Here is an 18,281-nt window from a genome sequence, read left to right as displayed (position 1 = left end):
CGTCCATCCGCGGTCCTGGTTAGTCGTGCGGTATCAAAACGCAACTTCGTCGTTTGCGGCGTAAAGGAATTTAGAGGATTTAAGAAGATAAGGAATAACAATGAAACAAGGAAGAGTAACGAAGCTCTTGGCTTCGCTGGCCGCTTGCGTGGCCGGTGTGGCCATGATGGGCGTAGGCGTCACCAGCGCCTCGGCAGTTGAGGCTCAGCCCAATGTCGACTTGGACATCACAGGTGATTCAACAGTATTGGCCAATCACGTGTTCCATGCCGTCAAGCTTGCCGATTACATCAATCAGGAAGCCGGTTCGGTCGGCATCTCGACCGTAGCCACTAGGAAAGCTGCCATTGTGGCTGCTGCGGGCGCTTCGGGCACCACAATCAGCGCCAAGCAGGATGCCATGGCCACTTTGGTTGCGAAGTGGGGCGGCGACGGCGGTGAGAAGGCTTCGCCTTACGCGGGCTTGCGTCGTGATTTTGTCAACGAGCTGGTCAAGCAGAACGACATCAAGACGGCTATGACGGCTGGCGATGCATCCGCTACGTTTGATGCGGGTACCAGCAAGGCACACTTCAATATTCCCAATGGTATTTATGTGATTGAGGATGTGACCAGCGGCAGCGCCGCGGTTTCCATTCCGATCCTGGTCAGCACGGTCGGCAAGACGGCTACCAGCGTGGGCTCTTCGACGATTGAGGCGAAGATCACGCAAGTCACCACCGAGAAGAAGCGCAACAAGCCGACTTTCGATGTCGGCGAGTACGTTCATTACACCATCACCAGCGTGGTTCCGGTGTATACGAATCTCAAGAGCATGCAGCTGGATGTTGTCGATACCCTTTCCAAGGGTCTGACGTTCGATCCCAACTATTCGATCGATCCGGTCATCAAGGTCAACGGCTCCACTCTTAACGATACGGACTATACGCTTTCCATTGCAAACGCTGACGGTAGCCCTGCTGGCGCTTCCACGGCTGTGCCGGGTGCCACATTGACCTTCAGTCTCGGCGACTATATCAAGAAGAAGATCGATGTCAACGACTTCAGTCTTGCCGGCAAGAACATCACCATTGATTTCTATGCGATGGTCAACAAGGATGCGCTGACCTCGAACGGTGGGAACAGCGGAAATGATGCCACCGGCATTGTCAACGATGCCAAGACGGTATACACCAATAACGCAAGCGACCATGTCGTTACCGTTCCAGCTGACAAGGTGTATGTATATACCGGCAGCTTCACGGTGAAGAAGTTCTCTGAGACGAACAAGGAAACCGCTCTTACCGGTGCCGAGTTCAACATCTATAAGGGTGACGGCGTCAGCGGTGACCCTGTGAAATTCGTTGCCAGCGATCCTGCAACGGCCGATGGTGTGAACCAGTATCGTCGTCCTGAAGCCCGTGACCACAGCGGCAGCGCTACGTTGACGGCTCCGTTCAAGGTCAACGGCTTGGCTGACGGCACTTACACGGTCAAGGAGACCAAGGCTCCTGAAGGCTATAAGCTCATCGACGATTTCACCTTCACGGTGACCATCGAGCATGATGCGACTGCCATCGATGAGGCGGGTGGCAAGGGCCAGCTGAGCGCCGCTGTGACGTATACGCTGAACAAGGGCAAGACAACGCCTGCCAAGTATGATTTGGCGGCACAAGACGGGACCAACAAGTTCGTGTTCAACGTCTACAACGTGCAGTCGCTCTCGCAGCTTCCTGCTTCTGGTGCCGCCGGCATCCTGATGCGGGTTGTCGCGGGCCTGCTGCTCGTCGGCATCGCTGTGGGGCTCTATGCGATCATGCGCCATACGCAGCGCTCCCGCAGGGCTGTTCGCCGTCACTAAATGATGAGTCACTTTGTGGGTTGCCCCGAAAGCCGGTTGGTTTGCGAGGCAACCCACGAGCGGTAATTCTGAGCAATAGTTAAAAACAAGAAAGAACAAAAAATGAGAATGAATGGATTGGCTAAGGCGTTGACTATGTTGGCTGCGTGTGCGGCCATGATGGCCATGGGTGCGGGCACTGCGTCTGCGCTTAAGGGGCCGATTTCCGCCAACGCCGAAGCCACTCCATTCATCTCTGCCGATACCGGTGCCATTGCGATGGGCCGTGTTGTTCCCGCGGCGGATACCACCGGCATCAAAACCACAGAAACAGTACTTAACAACGCGAATACCTACAACGTGGGCGATCCCGCTGTTTTCACCATCGGCAGCAAAGTGCCGGTTTATACTTTCGCCACCTCGTTCATGCTCAAAGTGGACAACGTGCTCTCCAGGGGCTTGACTTACGACTCAGCCAGAGCGCATGTAACGGTCACTATCGGTGGCGAAGAGCTGCACGAAGTCCCGGCTGGCGACAGCACCGGCTACCAGCTTTCGGTCGCGTCGAGTTCATCCGCGGCCACCACGCTGAGTTTCGATTTTTCCTCCTATATCAACGGCAAAATAGGAAACCACGATTTTTCATTGGGCAATGAACCGATCAAGATTTCATACACTGCCTACGTCAATGCGAAAGCATACACAGGAAACGACAGCACAGCCACCACAAGTTCGGCCAAAACCGAATACAACGATGACCCGGGAAACACGTGCAAGAACACAGTGTTGCCAGGGCCTGTCGTCAAGCTTTATACCGGCGGCTTCGCCATCGATAAGATTTCGAGAACCAGCGGCGAAGCCTTGCCTACTGCCGAGTTTCAGATTCGCCGCAAGGGCGAGACGAATCCGCTGAAGTTCGTGCGTTCCGGCGGCGAGGGCACGGCCAGTGCCGACTATATCTTGCCTGAATCGTTGGAAACCGGGGCCACCGTCGATACGCTGGTGGTGCCGCAGTCTGGCAAAATCAAGATTGAGGGGCTTGCCGACGGTATTTATGTCGTCAAGGAGTCCAAGGCTCCGGAAGGCTATCTGGTGCCTTCCGGCTTCTCCTTCAATGTGACGATTACCCATGATTTTGACGCCAGCAATATGTTGACCGGCGTCTCTTATTCACAGTCCGGCGACATGTACGGCCTCGTGAAGCAGAACGGAAGCACGAATGAATTTACGGTTTCCAACGTGCAGTCCGTCGGGCAGCTACCGGCCTCAGGAGCCGCGGGCATATTGATGCGCTTGTTGATCGGCCTGGTGCTGGTAGCTGTAGCGGCGGCGCTTTACTTCGGCGTACGTTACGCAAACAAGCGCTCGCATAAGACCAATGCTCCAGACAGGGTGGGAGGACGTAAATGAGAGGTAAGTCCATGCTGAAACAACGTTTGACAAAAATCGCGATGGTTGTGTTCGCCGCTGTTGTATGTGTTGCCACGCTTTTTGCAGGTGCGCCTGCTGCGAGTGCAGACGAATTTCCTGGCACGACGACACCAGATCATGGTGCCCAGCCCCTTGTCCCATTGAAAATCAAGCGCAATGGTCCTGGTGAGACGCTACTTCTGAATATCGTAAAAATCGGGGATTATGTTAATCAGAACCCTGAAAAGAATACGTTGAAAGTCACCACGAATTCCGCTTCCGCTAAAGAAATAGTGAAGCAGCCTTATCCTTATACCGATACCAAAAGTGTCTTTTGCGAGTATGCAGGATTTGGCACTCAGTGTGAAACGGACTATAAGGAGATAAACCGTGACCCGATGAACTGGCTGGCAGACCAGTGGAGCAAGGAAACCCTTGCCGGTGAGACGAGTCGTGCGGGCATGTTTGCTTACAATATGAATATCACGGGGTGGTGGTTTTCGGAACACTTGGGCAGTGACACGTATGGGACAGCGCGTTTAGAGCATAATTATGAGCCAGAATGTGATGGAATCTGCGCAGGGGTTTCGGAGAATCCTGATAGTGACGGGAATCCGGTCGATACCATTCTTCTTCCCAACGGTGTTTATTTCATAAGTGCAGGGTGGGATTATTTAAGTACGACAGAGCGGGGGGAATATGAGCCTATCATTGTCAGCACCGTTGGTGGCGAGCTTGATACGCAACGTGAGGATTATCTGGGTACCAAAGTAATCACCATGAAGGGAAATCAGGATGGCTCTATCACCAAGACGGTGGGGAAGAAGACCTATAATATCGGCGATTCTGTTAAATACACGATCAATGCCGTTCTGCCCTCGACTTGGCGATGGGACTCGCTAGAAAAATTTAAAGTTCGTGATACGTTCTCCAAGGGATTGTCGTATGTCAGCAGCGATTTCAAACCGGAAGTATTCATCGACGGGCAGCCAGTAGAGCCTGCCAAGCCTGGAACCGCTGGCTATGTCCTGCAGGTCAGGGATGAGACTTGTCCGAATCCAGTCACATGTACGACCAACTTGGCGGATTCCCCTAACCCGATTCCAGGCGCTTATATTGTTTTTGATTTTTCCGATTATATCCATGGAACCACTTTTCGGGGTAAATCCTTGAAGATCGTATATTGGGCTAAGCTCAACGGCAGTGCCGGCACCAGTGATGCGACGGCCAATGAGGCAAAGATGACCTATAGTTTCCATGTGGATACTGGTTGTGGTTGCGGGACCGGACCAAATGACACTTGGGAAAGGGAGTTGCTGGCCGCACGGGTGAATGTCTACACAGGTGGTTTCTCCTTACATGTGCCCAAGACGTCATGGAATCTTTCCCCGGAAGGGGCGGCATTCACCGTCTCCCACAAGGAAGACCCCACCCACCCGATAAAGTTCGCGCAATTATCTACTGGGAATATCTCGAGTCCGGCGAAGTACTGTGCGGCCGAGGCCTCGCAGACCAACTCCACCGACACCATCAGGATACCGGCTTCCGGAGATGCCGAAATCACCGGTCTGGCCGATGGTACGTATATCATTCACCAGACTGCCGCGCCTGGCAACTGGGAAATGCTCGAGAGTTATGATTTCGAGATTACGCTGAAGCATCAGGACCAGGGCGACGGCACGGAAAGCTTGACGCAGTCGATTGGGAGTAATCCGTATGGAATGGCCAGCCAAGATGGCGACGGCAAAGTGGTGAACGTGCGGTATATCGGGGCGCTGAAGGATGTGCCGGCTACCAGTCCTGTAGGTACGGGGGTGCGCGTGCTCATTGGAGTCATGGCGCTGATGTGCGGCATCGGCATCCTCGTTGGTATGAAGCGACTGATGCGTAGGCGCAATGTTGTAAGTAGTGCGAGAGTCTGATGAAGTACGTCCGTCGTTGTGCCGCAGTGGCAATTGCAGTCGCCAAAGGTTTGCCGCTAATGTGTGCACGCGATAGAAAAACTCGCTTCGGAGCACTCTAGTTATGAAAAAACGTCATTCTGAACCACCTCAGGTTTCGCACGCTATACCGACCACTTTCGATGCCATCATCGCAGGCAATGAAGGCTTGAATCCGGTTGCGCGTGGTGGTGGCCCGTTGATGCTTCTGATGAAGTTGGTCGTAGGATTGCTTCTGCTGGGCGGAGTGGCGATGATCGGCTATCCGTTTGTGCTGCAGGCGGTCAACGCCTTCAAGCAGGCCTCGCAGACGCAGAGCCTCGAGTGGCAGATGGATCATAAAACCACGGAGGAGCAGCGCAAGGCGTTGGTGGCCGCCGACCAATACAACCAGCAGCTCGCCCAATCGGGCCAGTCGATTATGGGGGACGTCACCGATCCGTTCGATAAAAGCATCTATGGCGGCGGCGACCACAGCAACACCGTAGAGGTGAAAGACAAGCGATACCAAAGCATGCTCGACGAGGGCGGCGGTGTGATGGGCATGGTGATCGTGCCGAAGATCGCCGTAGATCTGCCGATTTATCACGGGACATCCGTGGAGACCATGGATATCGGCGCCGGGCACATGTACGGCACGTCATTGCCTGCGGGCGGCTCGTCGACGCACACTGTGCTCGTTTCGCACAACGGACTCACTCGATCACTGCTGTTCACCCGGCTTGACGAGATGAAAAAGGGCGATGCTTTCTATATTCATGTCCCCGGTCGCAAAATGGGCTATCGCGTCGACCGTATCAGCGTCATTCGCCCGGACGATACCAGCAAGCTGAAAATCGAAGCTGGTGCAGACCGCGCCACACTGATGACCTGCTTCCCCTATGGCGTCAACGATCACCGTTTGCTCGTCCAGGGTGTTCGCGATCATTCGCTCGACAAGCAATATCCCGATAATTTCGGGCGTCTAGTGATGAGCGCGATCATGGCGGTTACTACGGCAATTGCCGTTCTCATCATTGGTATCTCGATTATCGTCATCATCAAATACCGGCACCCGCAGGAACGCCCTGCCGGTCACGCGCAGAAACAGATTTCATAGACTTTGAGCGCAGACTTGAACGCAGCGTTTCGAACGGCTTCAATGCACGCGAACCAAAAACCCAGCTGAATAATCGGTAATTATACTTGCCGAATTATTTAGCTGGGTTTCTTGCAAGCAGATCGGAATCGACCTGCTACTTGCTGTGTTTCTTCTTCATCACAATGAGGTAGATGCCAAACGCCAACGCAACTACCGCGACAACGACGACCACAGTGATGGCTGCGCCGGTCGTAGCCATCGAATCATGCGGCTGCGTGGCTTGCGATGCCACGAGAATCTGGTTAGGTTTCACCAACGTATGGTGCTTCTTGTCGCCAGGCGTATTCGGATTGCCGAACGGCTGCGGCGCGGGGTCGGGAGTCGGATTCTTGGGACCGGGCTTTTGCGGGGTCGATGGCTTCGGACGCTCCGGCTGACCCTGCTGGTTCGGTGCCGGAATCGGGTCTTGCGCCTGCGTATTCGGGCTTGGGTCGAGGCTGAACGCCTCGGCTTCGAACGGCAATGTGCGGCTTACGGTTCCGCTGAACTTCTTGCACCCTTTGGCGTCGCATTCGATATCGAAACCGAATGAAACCTCATGGACGTATTCAAGATTGTCCCAAGTCACTGTACCGGTTACCGGGTTGTATGAGCCGGAACTCGGCTGGATGGTGCCGGCGGCGGGGGCGACGAACGAGCCGTCGACCGACTTGGGGACCCGCACGCTGACCACGGTGCTTGAAGTCGCCAGATCAGTCGGATGCTGGTTAGTGATGGTGAACTGCACCAAAGGCAGCCCTTGCAGAGGCTCGAGGTCGCTTACCTGATTGCCGTCTTCGTAGGGCGGGAGATTTTCGTCATTCTGCAGATACAGATACGTGAGGTTCGGCAGGTTGTGCAGCACCGAGATGTCGGCGACGCTGTTATCGGCAAGGCTCAGACGCATCAATTGCGTGAGACCGCGCAGGGGAGTAAGGTCGCTGATGGAATTGTTGTCCAAAGTCAGATAAATGAGGCTGGAAAGTCGCGACAAACTCGGCAAGGGCTTTTCATCGCTGTTGATGCCATCTCCGGAAAGGCTCAGGTTCACCAAGTTGGTCAGCCCGGAAACCGGCGTGAAGCTTTCGATGTTTGGGCTGGAATTAATGGTGAGATCAGTCAGATTCGTGAGATTGGCAACCGACGAGATGTCCGTAAGCTGGCTGGAGGGGATGTAAAGAATTCTGAGACTCGTAAGGAGGCCGAGCCCTTCAAGACTGGCAAGATTCTGGTCGGTCATGGAAATCTGCTTGACGCGCGAAGCGACGGTTGAAGTGAACTTGCTTGAAGTAGTGAACTGGTGCCCGCTGTCGCTTGCGGCGCTCGCCACGGCTGTTGCCAGCACCGGGTCGGGGAAGCATTCGGCGATGGTGTTGCCGCCGGTAGCGCACGCGCCACTCTTGGTCAACGGTTCTGAGGCCGAGGCTGCAGGAGTCATGCATTGCGTGGTGATGAGGATTGCGCCCAACAGTGCGGCAAAGAAAGCGGCGACGCTACGTATCAGCGTTCTACGTGCCTTTGCCTGCATTTTCATCACTCAATCCTCTCTTTCGTAGGTCGCAAAAGACCCAATTCCAGTAGTAAATATTATAGGTCATTTAGAGCAAAAATGACAGATAAAACCAGCAAGGTGTACTAAACAGCTGGCGACTGGTAGTAATCAGCCTGTGAACGGAATTAGTAGGAAGGGATTTGGTGGTTTTCGGGCTTATGATGCCAATCGGCGGCAGCGTTGTAGGGATGTACGCTGCCGCCGATGGCTTCTTTTTATTTGTTATTACTCCTTATTTACTTACTCCTTATTCGCCTCCCCAGTGCGAGGCTTCGGAATCGTGCGTCGAATCGCTGTGGCGCTTGATCAGGTATCCGATCACCGCGGCGAGCGCGATGACTATCAGCAGGATGATCCACCAGAGGCCGGAGAGGGCGTGTGTGCTTTTGGCCGGTTTGGCAGCCGATTGTTCGGCCGAGCACTTGGGCAGGCCTTCGTAGTCGGAGTCCTTCCAACCTGCATTCTCGCCTTGGGCCTCGAGCCAGTCGGTCTTGTTGCCGGCTTTGGCTTTGGCCTTGGCTTCGAGTCTGCGGGCCACGTCGTCGGATATGCACTTCGGGCGCGGTCGCGGCTTGCGAGCCTTGTCGGCGGAGTTGTCGCTGCCGGATGGGCTCTGCGGCGTGGTGGCGTTTCCGCTATTGCCGTTTTGCGTGCCGGATGGGTTCGAAGTTCCATTGGTCATGCTGTTGGCATTGCCATTGTTAGTGCCAATGCCGAGGCCGTTGCTAGCCCCGCCTATCAGGACGGGTCGGGCAGCAAGGCTGGGCTGGGCGATGGCGACCGGGCCATTGCCGGAAGAGGTTCCGGAGTTACCGTTCGAAGACGTGCTGCCGTTGCTTCCTGTGCCAGGCTTTGACGGGGTTCCGGGAGTGCCGGATCCTCCCGGGTTGCTTGGGGAACCGGGGTTGCTTGGGGCGCCGGGATTTCCGGGATTGCCGGGGTTGCCAGGCTTGTCGGGATTATTCGGTGTGCCGGGCGTTCCCGGATTGCCGGGATTACTTGGCTGGTCAGGGTTACCGGGCTTGTTGGGATTTCCGGGGTTGTCCGGTTTGCCCGGCTGGTCAGGATTCCCGGGATTGCCGGGATTGTCGGGCGTGCCGGGTTGATCGGGATTACCGGGTTGATCGGGATTACCCGGCTGATCAGGATTCCCGGGAACCTTGTTCGGTTCCCACAGCGCTCGCAACTTGAGGTCGTGGGTTACAGCGGCTTCAAGCCGATAGTCGCTCCAGTTGCCGTGGCCGTTGTCAATCTGCCATCCCTTCAACGTATAGCCTTCGCGCGTAGTTGCTGGGACCTTGCCGGTCAAATTGTCGCCGTCATTGACGGTCACAGGGTCGATGGTGCTGCCGCCGTTGGTGTCGAAAGTGACCTTGTGGGTCACGGGCGTCGGCGCCTCGCTCTTCACCCACACGGCATGCAGAGTGATGTCGTGCGTGACGGGGGTGTTCATGTCGTAGTTCACAAGGTTGGTGGTGCCGTCCTTGATGATTTGCCATCCCTTGAGTTTGTAGCCTTCGAGGGTGGTGTTGGGCGACGTAACCTTGTCTCCGTCGTGCAGGGTCACCGGGTCGACCTCACTGCCGCCTTCGGTGTTGAAATAGACGGTGTAGGTAATCGGCTCCTTCGAGGGTGCCGGTGGCTGCGGCTTGTCCGAACCGCCGCCGCTTCCGCTTCCACCACTGTCATGGATGTCGTTGACGTGGACGTGGATGGTGCCGCTGATGGTGCCTTGGCCATGGCCTATCGTCCCGTTTTCCTCGAAGGTGACAGCGATATAGGTGATGCCTGCAGGGCCGTCGATGCGTACGGTTCTTACTTCAATGGTTTGCGGGCCGAAGAGGGTGGCCGAGCATCCGGCGGGAGTGCAGGAGACGTTCGCGTTCTCTACGCTCGTCATACCGGGCAGATTGATGGTCGCCGGCAGAGGGGCGATGACCTCCACGCCCAACGCCTGTTTGGTCAGGTCGAAGGAGACGAGAGCGGGAAGCTGCGTCAGTGGGGTCGCGTCTGAGATGCTGTTGCCTCTGAGATTGACGCTCGTGAGGTTGGAAAGCGGCTTCATCGGCTCCAGACTCTTAATTTCGTTGCCGGAAAGATTGAGCGTCTTGAGCTTGGTGAAGTTGCCGATGCCGGTGAGATCGCGGACCTGGGCGTTGCTGGCGTCCAGATCGGTGACGGAGTCCACGAATTGCTGGGTGAGCCTGGAAGTCACGTCGATATGCAGCTTGCGAGCGATGACATTGGCAAGCTTCGCATCGGGCACGCACTGGATCAGGCTGCTTTTGCCGATATCGCAGCCCCAATTCGGCACCCACTTGGCGTAAAGGGTGAAATCGTGGTCCACCGGTTTCGAGAAGTCATAGTTCTCGCCGGTGAAGTCGGCTTTGGTCTTCCAGCCGCCGAAAGCGTAGTGTGCCAGCGTCGGGTTGTCGGGCACGGAGACCGTCTGCCCTGGTATTACGGATTGCTTGTCTACGTGGGTGGCCTGGCCGCCGGTCTCGAAGGTGACGGTGTACGGCGTGACTGTCCACTTGGCGTGCAGGGTGATGTCGCCTTTGACGGGCGTGGTAAGCGTGTCGTAGTCGGTCGGCCCACCCTGCCCGTTGTCAATCTGCCAGCCTAGGAAAGTATAACCCGGGCGGGTCGGAGGCGTAACCGTGCCGATGGTGTCGTCATAGTTCACCTTCTTCGGCGGGATTGTGGTGGCGCCATCTCCGGTGACGAAGGTGACGGTTTGCACATTCGGAATCCACACGGCGACCAGCTTGATGTCGTGCGTGACGGGAGTGGCAAGGTCGTAATCGACAAGCGCGCCATGGCCGTCTTTGTCGAGCTTCCATCCGCCCAGCGTATAGCCGATACGGGTCACCTTGGGTGCCTTGTCGGTCAGTGTCCAGTTTTCGGGAACACTGGTTTCCGTGATGGAAACAGGCGAGGCGTCGAAAGTCACCTTATAGTTGAGGGGCGCCCAGTCGGCGATTAGGGTGATATCGCCGGTCACCGGCGTGGTGAGCGTGTCGTAATCGACCAGGTTGGAGCCGTGGCGTATCTGCCAGCCGCGGAAACGGTAGCCGGGTCGCGTCGGCTTGTTGTCGATCTTGCCTATCGCGTCGCCGTCGCTGACCGTAATGGGATTGAATTTGGTCGCGCCCTCGCCAGTATCGAAGCTGACTGTATGGGTGGTGTGCTCCCACTTGGCATAGAGGGTAAAGTCAGAAAGCACCTCGGTGCTGAAGTCGTAGTCGTTGAGCTTGCCGTTGGCGTCCTTAAACTGCCAGGAAATGAAATCGTAATGCTGCAGTGTCGGGTTGGGCGGAGCGATGAAACTGTCGCCGTCGGCAACCTGCATCGAATGTACGAGGGGGCCGCCTTCGCCGGTGTCGAACGAAATCGTCCGCATGATTCGTTTCCATTGTGCGTAGATGGTGACGTCATTGGTCACTGGATTGGAGAAATCATAAACGACCAGATTATGAACGCTGTTATAACATTTCCATTCGGTAAAATTCCAGTGTTTTCGGGTGGGGTCGCCGGGCTTGGTAATCGTGTCGCCGTCCTTGACCTTGAAGGTTTCGGTTTTACCGGCCTCCGCATCGATAACGAAGGTGACGGTATGGGTCAAAGTCTTCCACTTGGCGACAAGCGTGATGTCATCGCTGACTCCGGCGTTAATGTTGTAGTCGGTCAGGACCCCGTCGCGTTCCACCTGCCAGCAGATGAAGGTATAGCCGGTGCGCGTCGGCTTTTCCACATCGCCGATAGTGTCGCCTTCGGCTATGTTTTTCGAAGTGATGAGAGTGCCGCCATCGCCGGTGTCGAATCTGACGGTATGGAAAGCGCGGATCCACTTGGCAAAGACGGTGGTGTCTTGCTGGAAATGCGCCGTCCTCAAGTTGATGCCCTGCAGCCTTCCGTTGTCTTTGATCTGCCATCCACCGAAGGTGTAGCCAGGATATGACGGAGGTACGGGGGAGACGGCTTGACCGCCGCATTTGAGCTCCTGGGCAGGAACGGCGACTTGTGCGTCACCGGTGTTGAAGAGGATGGTGCATGTGGATGTGGGCTGGTTCGGAATCTTTATCCATGTGGCCTTCAGTGTGATGTCCTTGGTGACGGGGGCGCTCATGTCATAGTCGACCCATTGGCCGTCCTTCTGGATTTGCCACTTGCCGAACACGTATCCGTCGTCGCGGCCTGGCGACTCGTCGTAGATTTGGTCACCATCAAAAACTTTGCGCGAATACGGGGTGGTGCCTTCGTAGCCTAAGTCGAATGTCACGGTATGTTGAGTCGCGAGCAGTCGTGAGACGGTGCCGGAGTAAGTCGCCCAGGAATTGTAGATGCCGTAGACTTGCGTGTCCTTGAACTGAAGGGATACCCGTTTGACACCATTGAGATTATTGAATGTGGCACGGCCTGTGTTCTGGTCGTAGGTCGCCCCTTTGGTCGGATTGGTGGAAGTGACTTCGGCGAAGCTCCCGTCAGAAAGTTTTGCGCCGTCGAGCGTGGTCGATGCGGGCGATTGTTGTGCGGGCAGCTCAATGGTTTGCCCCATGAGCTTGAGCACTTGCAGATTGTCAACGAAGCCTGCGAGCGGCGTAAGGTCGCTGATGTGGTTGTCATTGAGGTTGAGCATTCCGCGTTGGGTGGAGGAGGTTGTCGGATCCGTCATGCCAGAGGTGATGCCGGGGTGGCCGACAAGCGGCGTGAGGTCGCTGATGTCGTTGCCCTGCACGTCAAGTCCGATGATGAAAGGCATGGATTTGATCGGCGTGAGGTCACTGATCTGGTTGTCTCTCAAGTCGACGCAGGGAAGGTTGACGAGCTTGGCCAGCGGGCTGAAATCGGTGATGTGGTTGGAGTCGAGTTTTAACGCCGAACTGTCGATATAATCGAAGCCGTCATTCAAAGCGGTGCTGCCGAGCTTGGTGAGGCTTTCCAGTGGTTTCAGATCGCTGATGTTGTTGTGGCTCAGGTCGAGGCTGGTCAGTCCGGTCAATGAAGAGAGTGGCGTGAGGTCGCTGATGTTGTTGTGGGTTAGGTTAATGTCGACGTTTCGCCAGTTTTTTTGCCGGTTTTCGAGCTTGTGGAGGTTTGACAGTCCGGCAAGATTGTCGATTTTGTTGTAGGTGAAGTTGACGTCGCTCAGTTCTGTCAGATTGGTCAGCGGTGTGGTGTCGGTGATGACATTGTATTGCATATAGAGTGTTTGCAGGCTGGTGAGTGCGGATAATCCGGATATGTCGCTGATGCGGTTGTGGTCCAAATAGAGGCGGTTGAGGGAGGTGAGCCCATTCGGTTTTGTGGTGATGGCTTTTATGTTGTTCTGACTCAGCATAAGCATCTGGAGGGAGGTCAGTCCATCCAGTTTTGTGCCAATCTCCTCTATGGTGTTGTTCTGAAGGTCAAGTTGGGTAAGGGTGCTCAGCCCTGCCAATCCCTGTATGTCGCTGATGCGGTTTCCGCCCAGCGCAAGGTTGATGATGGCTTTGAGCCCCGCCAGCGGTTTCAGATCGCTGATTTCATTGCCGCTGGCGTCGAGGTCGGTGAGCAAGTTGAACCCGGAAAGCGGTTTCAAATCGCTGACTTCATTGTCGCTGATCTTCAATTGCCCCAGATGAGGTGCCAGATCTTTGAGGCCGTCAAGTGTGACGGTACCGGTGGAATTCAGATTTAGGTAGCCCAACCCGTAGAGCTTGCCGAGTGGTTTGATGTTGTTGTTGAGCTTATTGCCAGATAGGTCGAGGATGAGGAGGTGGTCCAGGTTCGCAAGAGGTGTGACGTCGGAGATGTCGTTGTTTTCGAGCTCTAGCTCGCTCAGTGAGGTAAGTCGTTTCAACGGTGTGAGACTGCGGATGTTGTTGGTGATTCTCGAGGAAGTGCCTGAGGCGAAGAGTGTGTTGAGTGATGTGAGGTTCTCGATGCCGTTGAGGTCGGAGATTGCGTTGCCTGAGATGTTGAGCCTGGTCAGTTTGGTGAGTTTTCGCAGCGGCGTCAGGTCTTGGATTTGGTTTGTTGGTGTGTCGTAATAGCTTCCGCTTGAGCTGTCGAGAAGGAGTATGTTGAGTGATGTGAGGTTCTCAATACCGCTGAGATCTGTGATTCGATTGTCGCTGAGGGTGAGGGTGGTCAGGTTTGTCAGGTTCTTCAGCGGTTTCAGGTCGGAGATCTTGTTGTTCGACAGGATGATTGTGTTGAGTTTTGTCAGCCCTGCCAGTGGCGTGAGGTCGCTGACTGTGCCGGAATCGAGGGTGATGTTGGTGAGGTTGGTGAGATATTGTGCGCCCTCAAGGCTGCTGACGGCATTGTGCGTGCGTGGCACCAATGATGTGATGCCGTCTGCCATGTCCTGCGTGAAGGTGGAGGCTGGGAGTGGATGCCAGCTTATCGCTTGAATGACTACCTTTGCAAAAGCCTTGTCCGGGAAGCATTCGGCGATGGTGCTTCTGCCGATTTCGCAATTGGGTTGGGCGGACGGCGTGGCTGGTGCCGGTTGGGCAGGATCCGATTGATTGCCGGGGGCTGCTTGTTGTGTACCGGTTTGAGCGTTGGAATTGTTAGCCTGATTGTTCGACGTTGAAGCTGCGGCTTTGGTGTTCGCTGCGTTCTGTTTGTTCAGAGTTCGGCTTTGTGACGGTTGTTTGGTTTGCGTGCGTGCGTCCACTGGCGACGGCACTGCGGCTACCTGTGCCGGGGCCGCGTCCAACTTTGGTGTTTGTGGCTCTAGCTTTTCTGAAGATGCCGGGGAAGTCGCCGGCTGTGCTGAGGGTTGGGAAGTCGCTTGCGCTGCGATTGCTTGGTTCGCTCCGGGAGGCTGGCCCGTGCCGAATTGGGCCGTCTGGGCCGAAGCGCTTGGTATGAGCATGGACATGCCTGTGATTGCCGCTATACCTGCAACGATTACCTTACGAGCATTCTTGCGAATCGTCTGTTTTGCCGTACCCATAGTTTCCCTCACGTCATTCTCTTTGTAAACCAATGCAAATTTGTGACAGCAGTGCTACAAATTAATACAATATGATTAAGAATATCGTAATGTGTTTACAAAGTGTGACGTAGGTTATATTTTGCGACTCGTGATGTCGCTATATACCAAAACGCCTCGGCAGTGGCTCGTGCTTTCAGGTGGTAGGGACATTGGAAAGCGTGGCTACTGCCGGGGCGTTTCGTTGGGTTTGCGGTTACTTTGCTTTATGCCTTGTGCTTCTTGGTGCGAACCACGACGGTGATTGCGGCACCTGCAAGCAGGAGGACCGCCGCTGCAACGGCGATGGGGATTACGACGCTGCCGGTTTCGGCCAGCTGTCCCGCGCCCTTCTTGCCGTTGTTGACGCCATTACCGTTGGCGCCGTTGGCACCCGGAGTGCTCCACTTGGCGTGCAGGGTGACGTTGCCGGTGATCGGGGTGGAGGGGTTGAAATCGACGAGATGGCCATGGCCGTCATCGATTTGCCAGCCGTCGAAGTGCTGACCGGGCTTGGTGGGCTTCTTGCTGTTGTCGATGGTGTTGCCCGAAGTCACGGTCTGATCCGGCAGAGTGCTGCCGCCGCCGGTGTCGAAGTGCACGGTGTTCTGGTGTGCCTTCCACTTGGCGTGCAGGACGGTGTTGCCGGTGATCGAGGTGCTGAAGTCGAAGTCAGCGTGGTTGCCGTTGCCGTCAATCGTCTCCCAGCCTTCGAAATCGTAACCAGGCTTGGTCGGCTCGCTAGGCTTCGTAGCGTGGCTGTTGTAGGTCAGATTCGTCTGGTCCGGCACTGCGCTGCCGCCGTTGGAATCGAAGTGCACCGTATAGTGGCTGACCTTCCACTTGGCGTAGACGGTCTTGTTGCCGGTGATGGGCGTGTTGTTCAGGTCAAAAGCGTTGTTGCCGGCGGCATCCGAGGCCCAACCTTCGAACGTGTATCCGGGGCGGGTCGGCGCCGGGTTGGGTTCGTGGGCTTTGTCGCCATCCAGGACTTCTTGCCTCGACTGGTTGAACTGGTTACCGGAGATGGTGAAGGAGCCGCCGTTGGCATCAAACGTCACGTCCCAGTTCGCGGTGTCCTTGAGACGGTTGGTAGTGCCGGTATAGCGGAAAGTTATGCCATTGATGGTGACGTCATGGTTGAACATCATGGAAATTTCCGTGGTGTGGGGGGTCAGGCCGGTCCAGGTGACGTCGCCGGTGGAGCTGTTGTAGGTATGACCGGTATTCGGGAGATAATAGCTCGGTTCGATCCAGTGGCCATTGGCGTCTTTGACCGATTTCAAAGTCCCGGTGGTAGCGTTCACGGGCAGAGGCGTGTCGATGTCAAACTGCTCGTTGAAGGCCGAGAAATGCGTGATAGGAAGGTTGACCAGCGGGGTCAGATCCATGATGTGGTTCTGGTCGATGATGAGGGTGTTCAGTGACGTGAGCCCGCTGAGCGGCGCCAAGCTGTTTACGGAGTTGTGGCGCAGGCTCAGGAATGTCAAGTGGGTCATGCCGGTAAGAGGGGCAAGATCTCCAACCATATTCCCATCGATGTTCAACGAAGTCAGCTGGGTCATACCAGTCAACGGGGCAAGCGTATCGAGGTTGTTGCCGGCCAACTCCAGATTTTTCAAATTGGGCAGGTTCTGGATTCCCTCAAGGTCCAGGATTCCTGCCGGTGAACTGACTGGCACGTTGTGGGTCAGGCTGGTGATGGCGTTCTGATCGGCCGTGGTGAAGGTGGCGGTAGTGCTCTTGCCGACTTTCGCCGCAACGGTGCTCGCCAGGTTCGGGTCCGGGAAGCAGCTTGCGATGCTGCTGGTGCCCGGTGTGCAGGTGCGCGGCTCGATGGCTTGTGCGCTCGTTGGTGCCAGCATTGCCAAGGCCGCTAGACCTGCTGCGGCCACGGTCAGCAGGCTACGCCTGCCTGGAGCTGTTGGTGAGTGCCGTAATGATGATGTATGCTTATTCACTGCTCTCCTCTTCTCTCTATAGGGGCGTTCGTACAGCACGCTTGAGGGTGTACAATATGCTTTGTCGGCGTGCACAAAAGTTAGCATAACACAATAAGTTAATAATTATCATAATATAATACATTTTTGATGAATTATTTTCTATCAAAAAGTGATTTTTCTTGAATTTGCCGAAAATTTATTACCAATTAATTATTGTTGCACAATTTCGCTTTCAGCGATGATTTACTGTCGGTGGCATACGGATTTGAATTGGTATAGGGCCGTTGAGATTCTGGTTCAAATTTGTGGGTTCAGGTTCGGCGCACATCGGATAACAAAAAAGTCGGTCGATACGAGATCAAGAATGGCTATTTTCGCCAATTTCAATTTCGTATCGACCGACCTTTTGGCCGGATTGAGGGTTTAGAGCTCCGGGGAGATCATCACCTTGACCTGGCTCTTGTCGGTGGCCAGGCCCTTGATGCCTTCGATAGCGTCGTCGAGGCCGACCTTCTTGGTGATGACCGGCTTGAACTGGTCCTGATGGGCGTTAATGATGCCGAGCACGGTGTCGAAGCTGTTCTGGTAGCACAGCGTCGAGTAGATATCGATGCCTTGCATGATCACGTCATCGGTGAAGTTGACGGAGACGGGCTTGCCGAACAGCGCGACGATCTGGATCTTGCCGGTGCGGCGAGTGACCTTGAGCGCGGTGTCGAACGTGGCTTGTACGCCGGCGCACTCGAAAGTGACATCCACGCCGTTCGGGTAGTCGGCGCGGATGACCGCGTTGACGTCCTGCTTGGCCGGGTTGAGCACGTCGGTGAAGCCGAGCTCGCGGGCCTTGGCCAGACGCACTTCGGAAACGTCGGAGATGTAGACGCGGTTCGCGCCGGCGATGCGGGCGAGCAGCGCGGTGGTCAGGCCAATCGGGCCGGCGCCCATCACCGCGACGGTCTGGCCCTCGCGCAGGCCGACCTTCTTGATGCCTTCATAGGAGACGGAAACCGGTTCGCACAGTGCGCCGAGGTCGTAATCCATGCCTTCGGGCAGCTTGTGAGCGAACACGTCGTCGATGTTGGCGTACTCGGCCATGCCGCCGTCTTCCGAGAAGCCCAGGAAGTTGCCAGCGCCGTCTTCGGCCACCACGTTGTCGCAGAAGTTGTAGTTGCCGGCGCGGCAGTTGGCGCACTTGCCGCAGGCCAGCAGCGGCTCGACGGCGATGCCGTCTCCCACCTTGAGGTCGGTGACTGCGCTGCCGACCTTGACGACCTCACCGGAGAACTCATGGCCCAGGGTGATCGGGACGGTCTTGCCGGTGAGCGGATGCGGCTGCGTGGGCAGACCCCAGCCTTCCGAATAGGCGTGAAGGTCGGAGCCGCAGATGCCGCAGAACTTTACCTTGATTTGCACCTGATCCGGCTTGGGATCGGCAATGGCGACATCTTCGACGCGCACATCATCTTGACCGTAAATGCGAACAGCTTTCATTGTCTACTCCTTTGTCTTTACGAAGGCCTTGTTGCCTTC

8 protein-coding genes are annotated in these 18,281 nt (G+C 55.8%); 4 read left to right on the top strand and 4 right to left on the bottom strand.

The window, feature by feature from the left end; translation table 11 throughout:
* Positions 1-100 precede the first annotated feature (100 nt).
* The 4 genes from OZX62_RS09335 to OZX62_RS09320 all read left to right on the top strand — a co-directional run bounded on the left by OZX62_RS09335 (position 101) and on the right by OZX62_RS09320 (position 6,268).
* Positions 101-1,840: an isopeptide-forming domain-containing fimbrial protein gene (locus OZX62_RS09335; RefSeq protein WP_277175906.1), complete on the top strand. Its 1,740-nt coding sequence runs from the start codon at positions 101-103 to the stop codon at positions 1,838-1,840.
* Between the two features lie 102 nt (positions 1,841-1,942).
* On the top strand, positions 1,943-3,229 hold the full coding sequence (locus OZX62_RS09330; protein ID WP_277175905.1) for a SpaA isopeptide-forming pilin-related protein: 1,287 nt from the start codon (positions 1,943-1,945) through the stop codon (positions 3,227-3,229).
* A gap of 11 nt (positions 3,230-3,240) precedes the next feature.
* Complete coding sequence (locus tag OZX62_RS09325) at positions 3,241-5,151, top strand: isopeptide-forming domain-containing fimbrial protein (RefSeq protein WP_277175904.1); 1,911 nt, start codon at positions 3,241-3,243, stop codon at positions 5,149-5,151.
* A 103-nt stretch (positions 5,152-5,254) separates the two neighbouring features.
* On the top strand, positions 5,255-6,268 hold the full coding sequence (locus OZX62_RS09320; RefSeq protein ID WP_277175903.1) for a class C sortase: 1,014 nt from the start codon (positions 5,255-5,257) through the stop codon (positions 6,266-6,268).
* A gap of 136 nt (positions 6,269-6,404) precedes the next feature.
* On the opposite strand, the gene OZX62_RS09315 is transcribed toward OZX62_RS09320, so the two are convergent.
* The 4 genes from OZX62_RS09315 to OZX62_RS09300 form a co-directional block, all read right to left on the bottom strand.
* Positions 6,405-7,823: a leucine-rich repeat domain-containing protein gene (locus tag OZX62_RS09315; RefSeq protein WP_277175902.1), complete on the bottom strand. Its 1,419-nt coding sequence runs from the start codon at positions 7,821-7,823 to the stop codon at positions 6,405-6,407.
* A 265-nt stretch (positions 7,824-8,088) separates the two neighbouring features.
* Positions 8,089-14,790, bottom strand: a complete 6,702-nt coding sequence (locus OZX62_RS09310; protein ID WP_277175901.1) for an InlB B-repeat-containing protein — start codon at positions 14,788-14,790, stop codon at positions 8,089-8,091.
* 245 nt (positions 14,791-15,035) lie between these two features.
* Positions 15,036-16,769, bottom strand: coding sequence for an InlB B-repeat-containing protein (locus OZX62_RS09305; protein WP_277175900.1), 1,734 nt, complete (start codon positions 16,767-16,769; stop codon positions 15,036-15,038).
* A 405-nt stretch (positions 16,770-17,174) separates the two neighbouring features.
* On the bottom strand, positions 17,175-18,242 hold the full coding sequence (locus OZX62_RS09300; protein WP_277175899.1) for a 2,3-butanediol dehydrogenase: 1,068 nt from the start codon (positions 18,240-18,242) through the stop codon (positions 17,175-17,177).
* Positions 18,243-18,281 lie beyond the last annotated feature (39 nt).

It is taken from the genome of Bifidobacterium sp. ESL0690 (genome assembly GCF_029392315.1).
In the GTDB taxonomy this organism is placed as follows: Bacteria; Actinomycetota; Actinomycetes; order Actinomycetales; family Bifidobacteriaceae; genus Bifidobacterium.
Note: the sequence above shows the minus strand (reverse complement) of the source record. Positions and strands in the feature narration are given on the sequence as shown.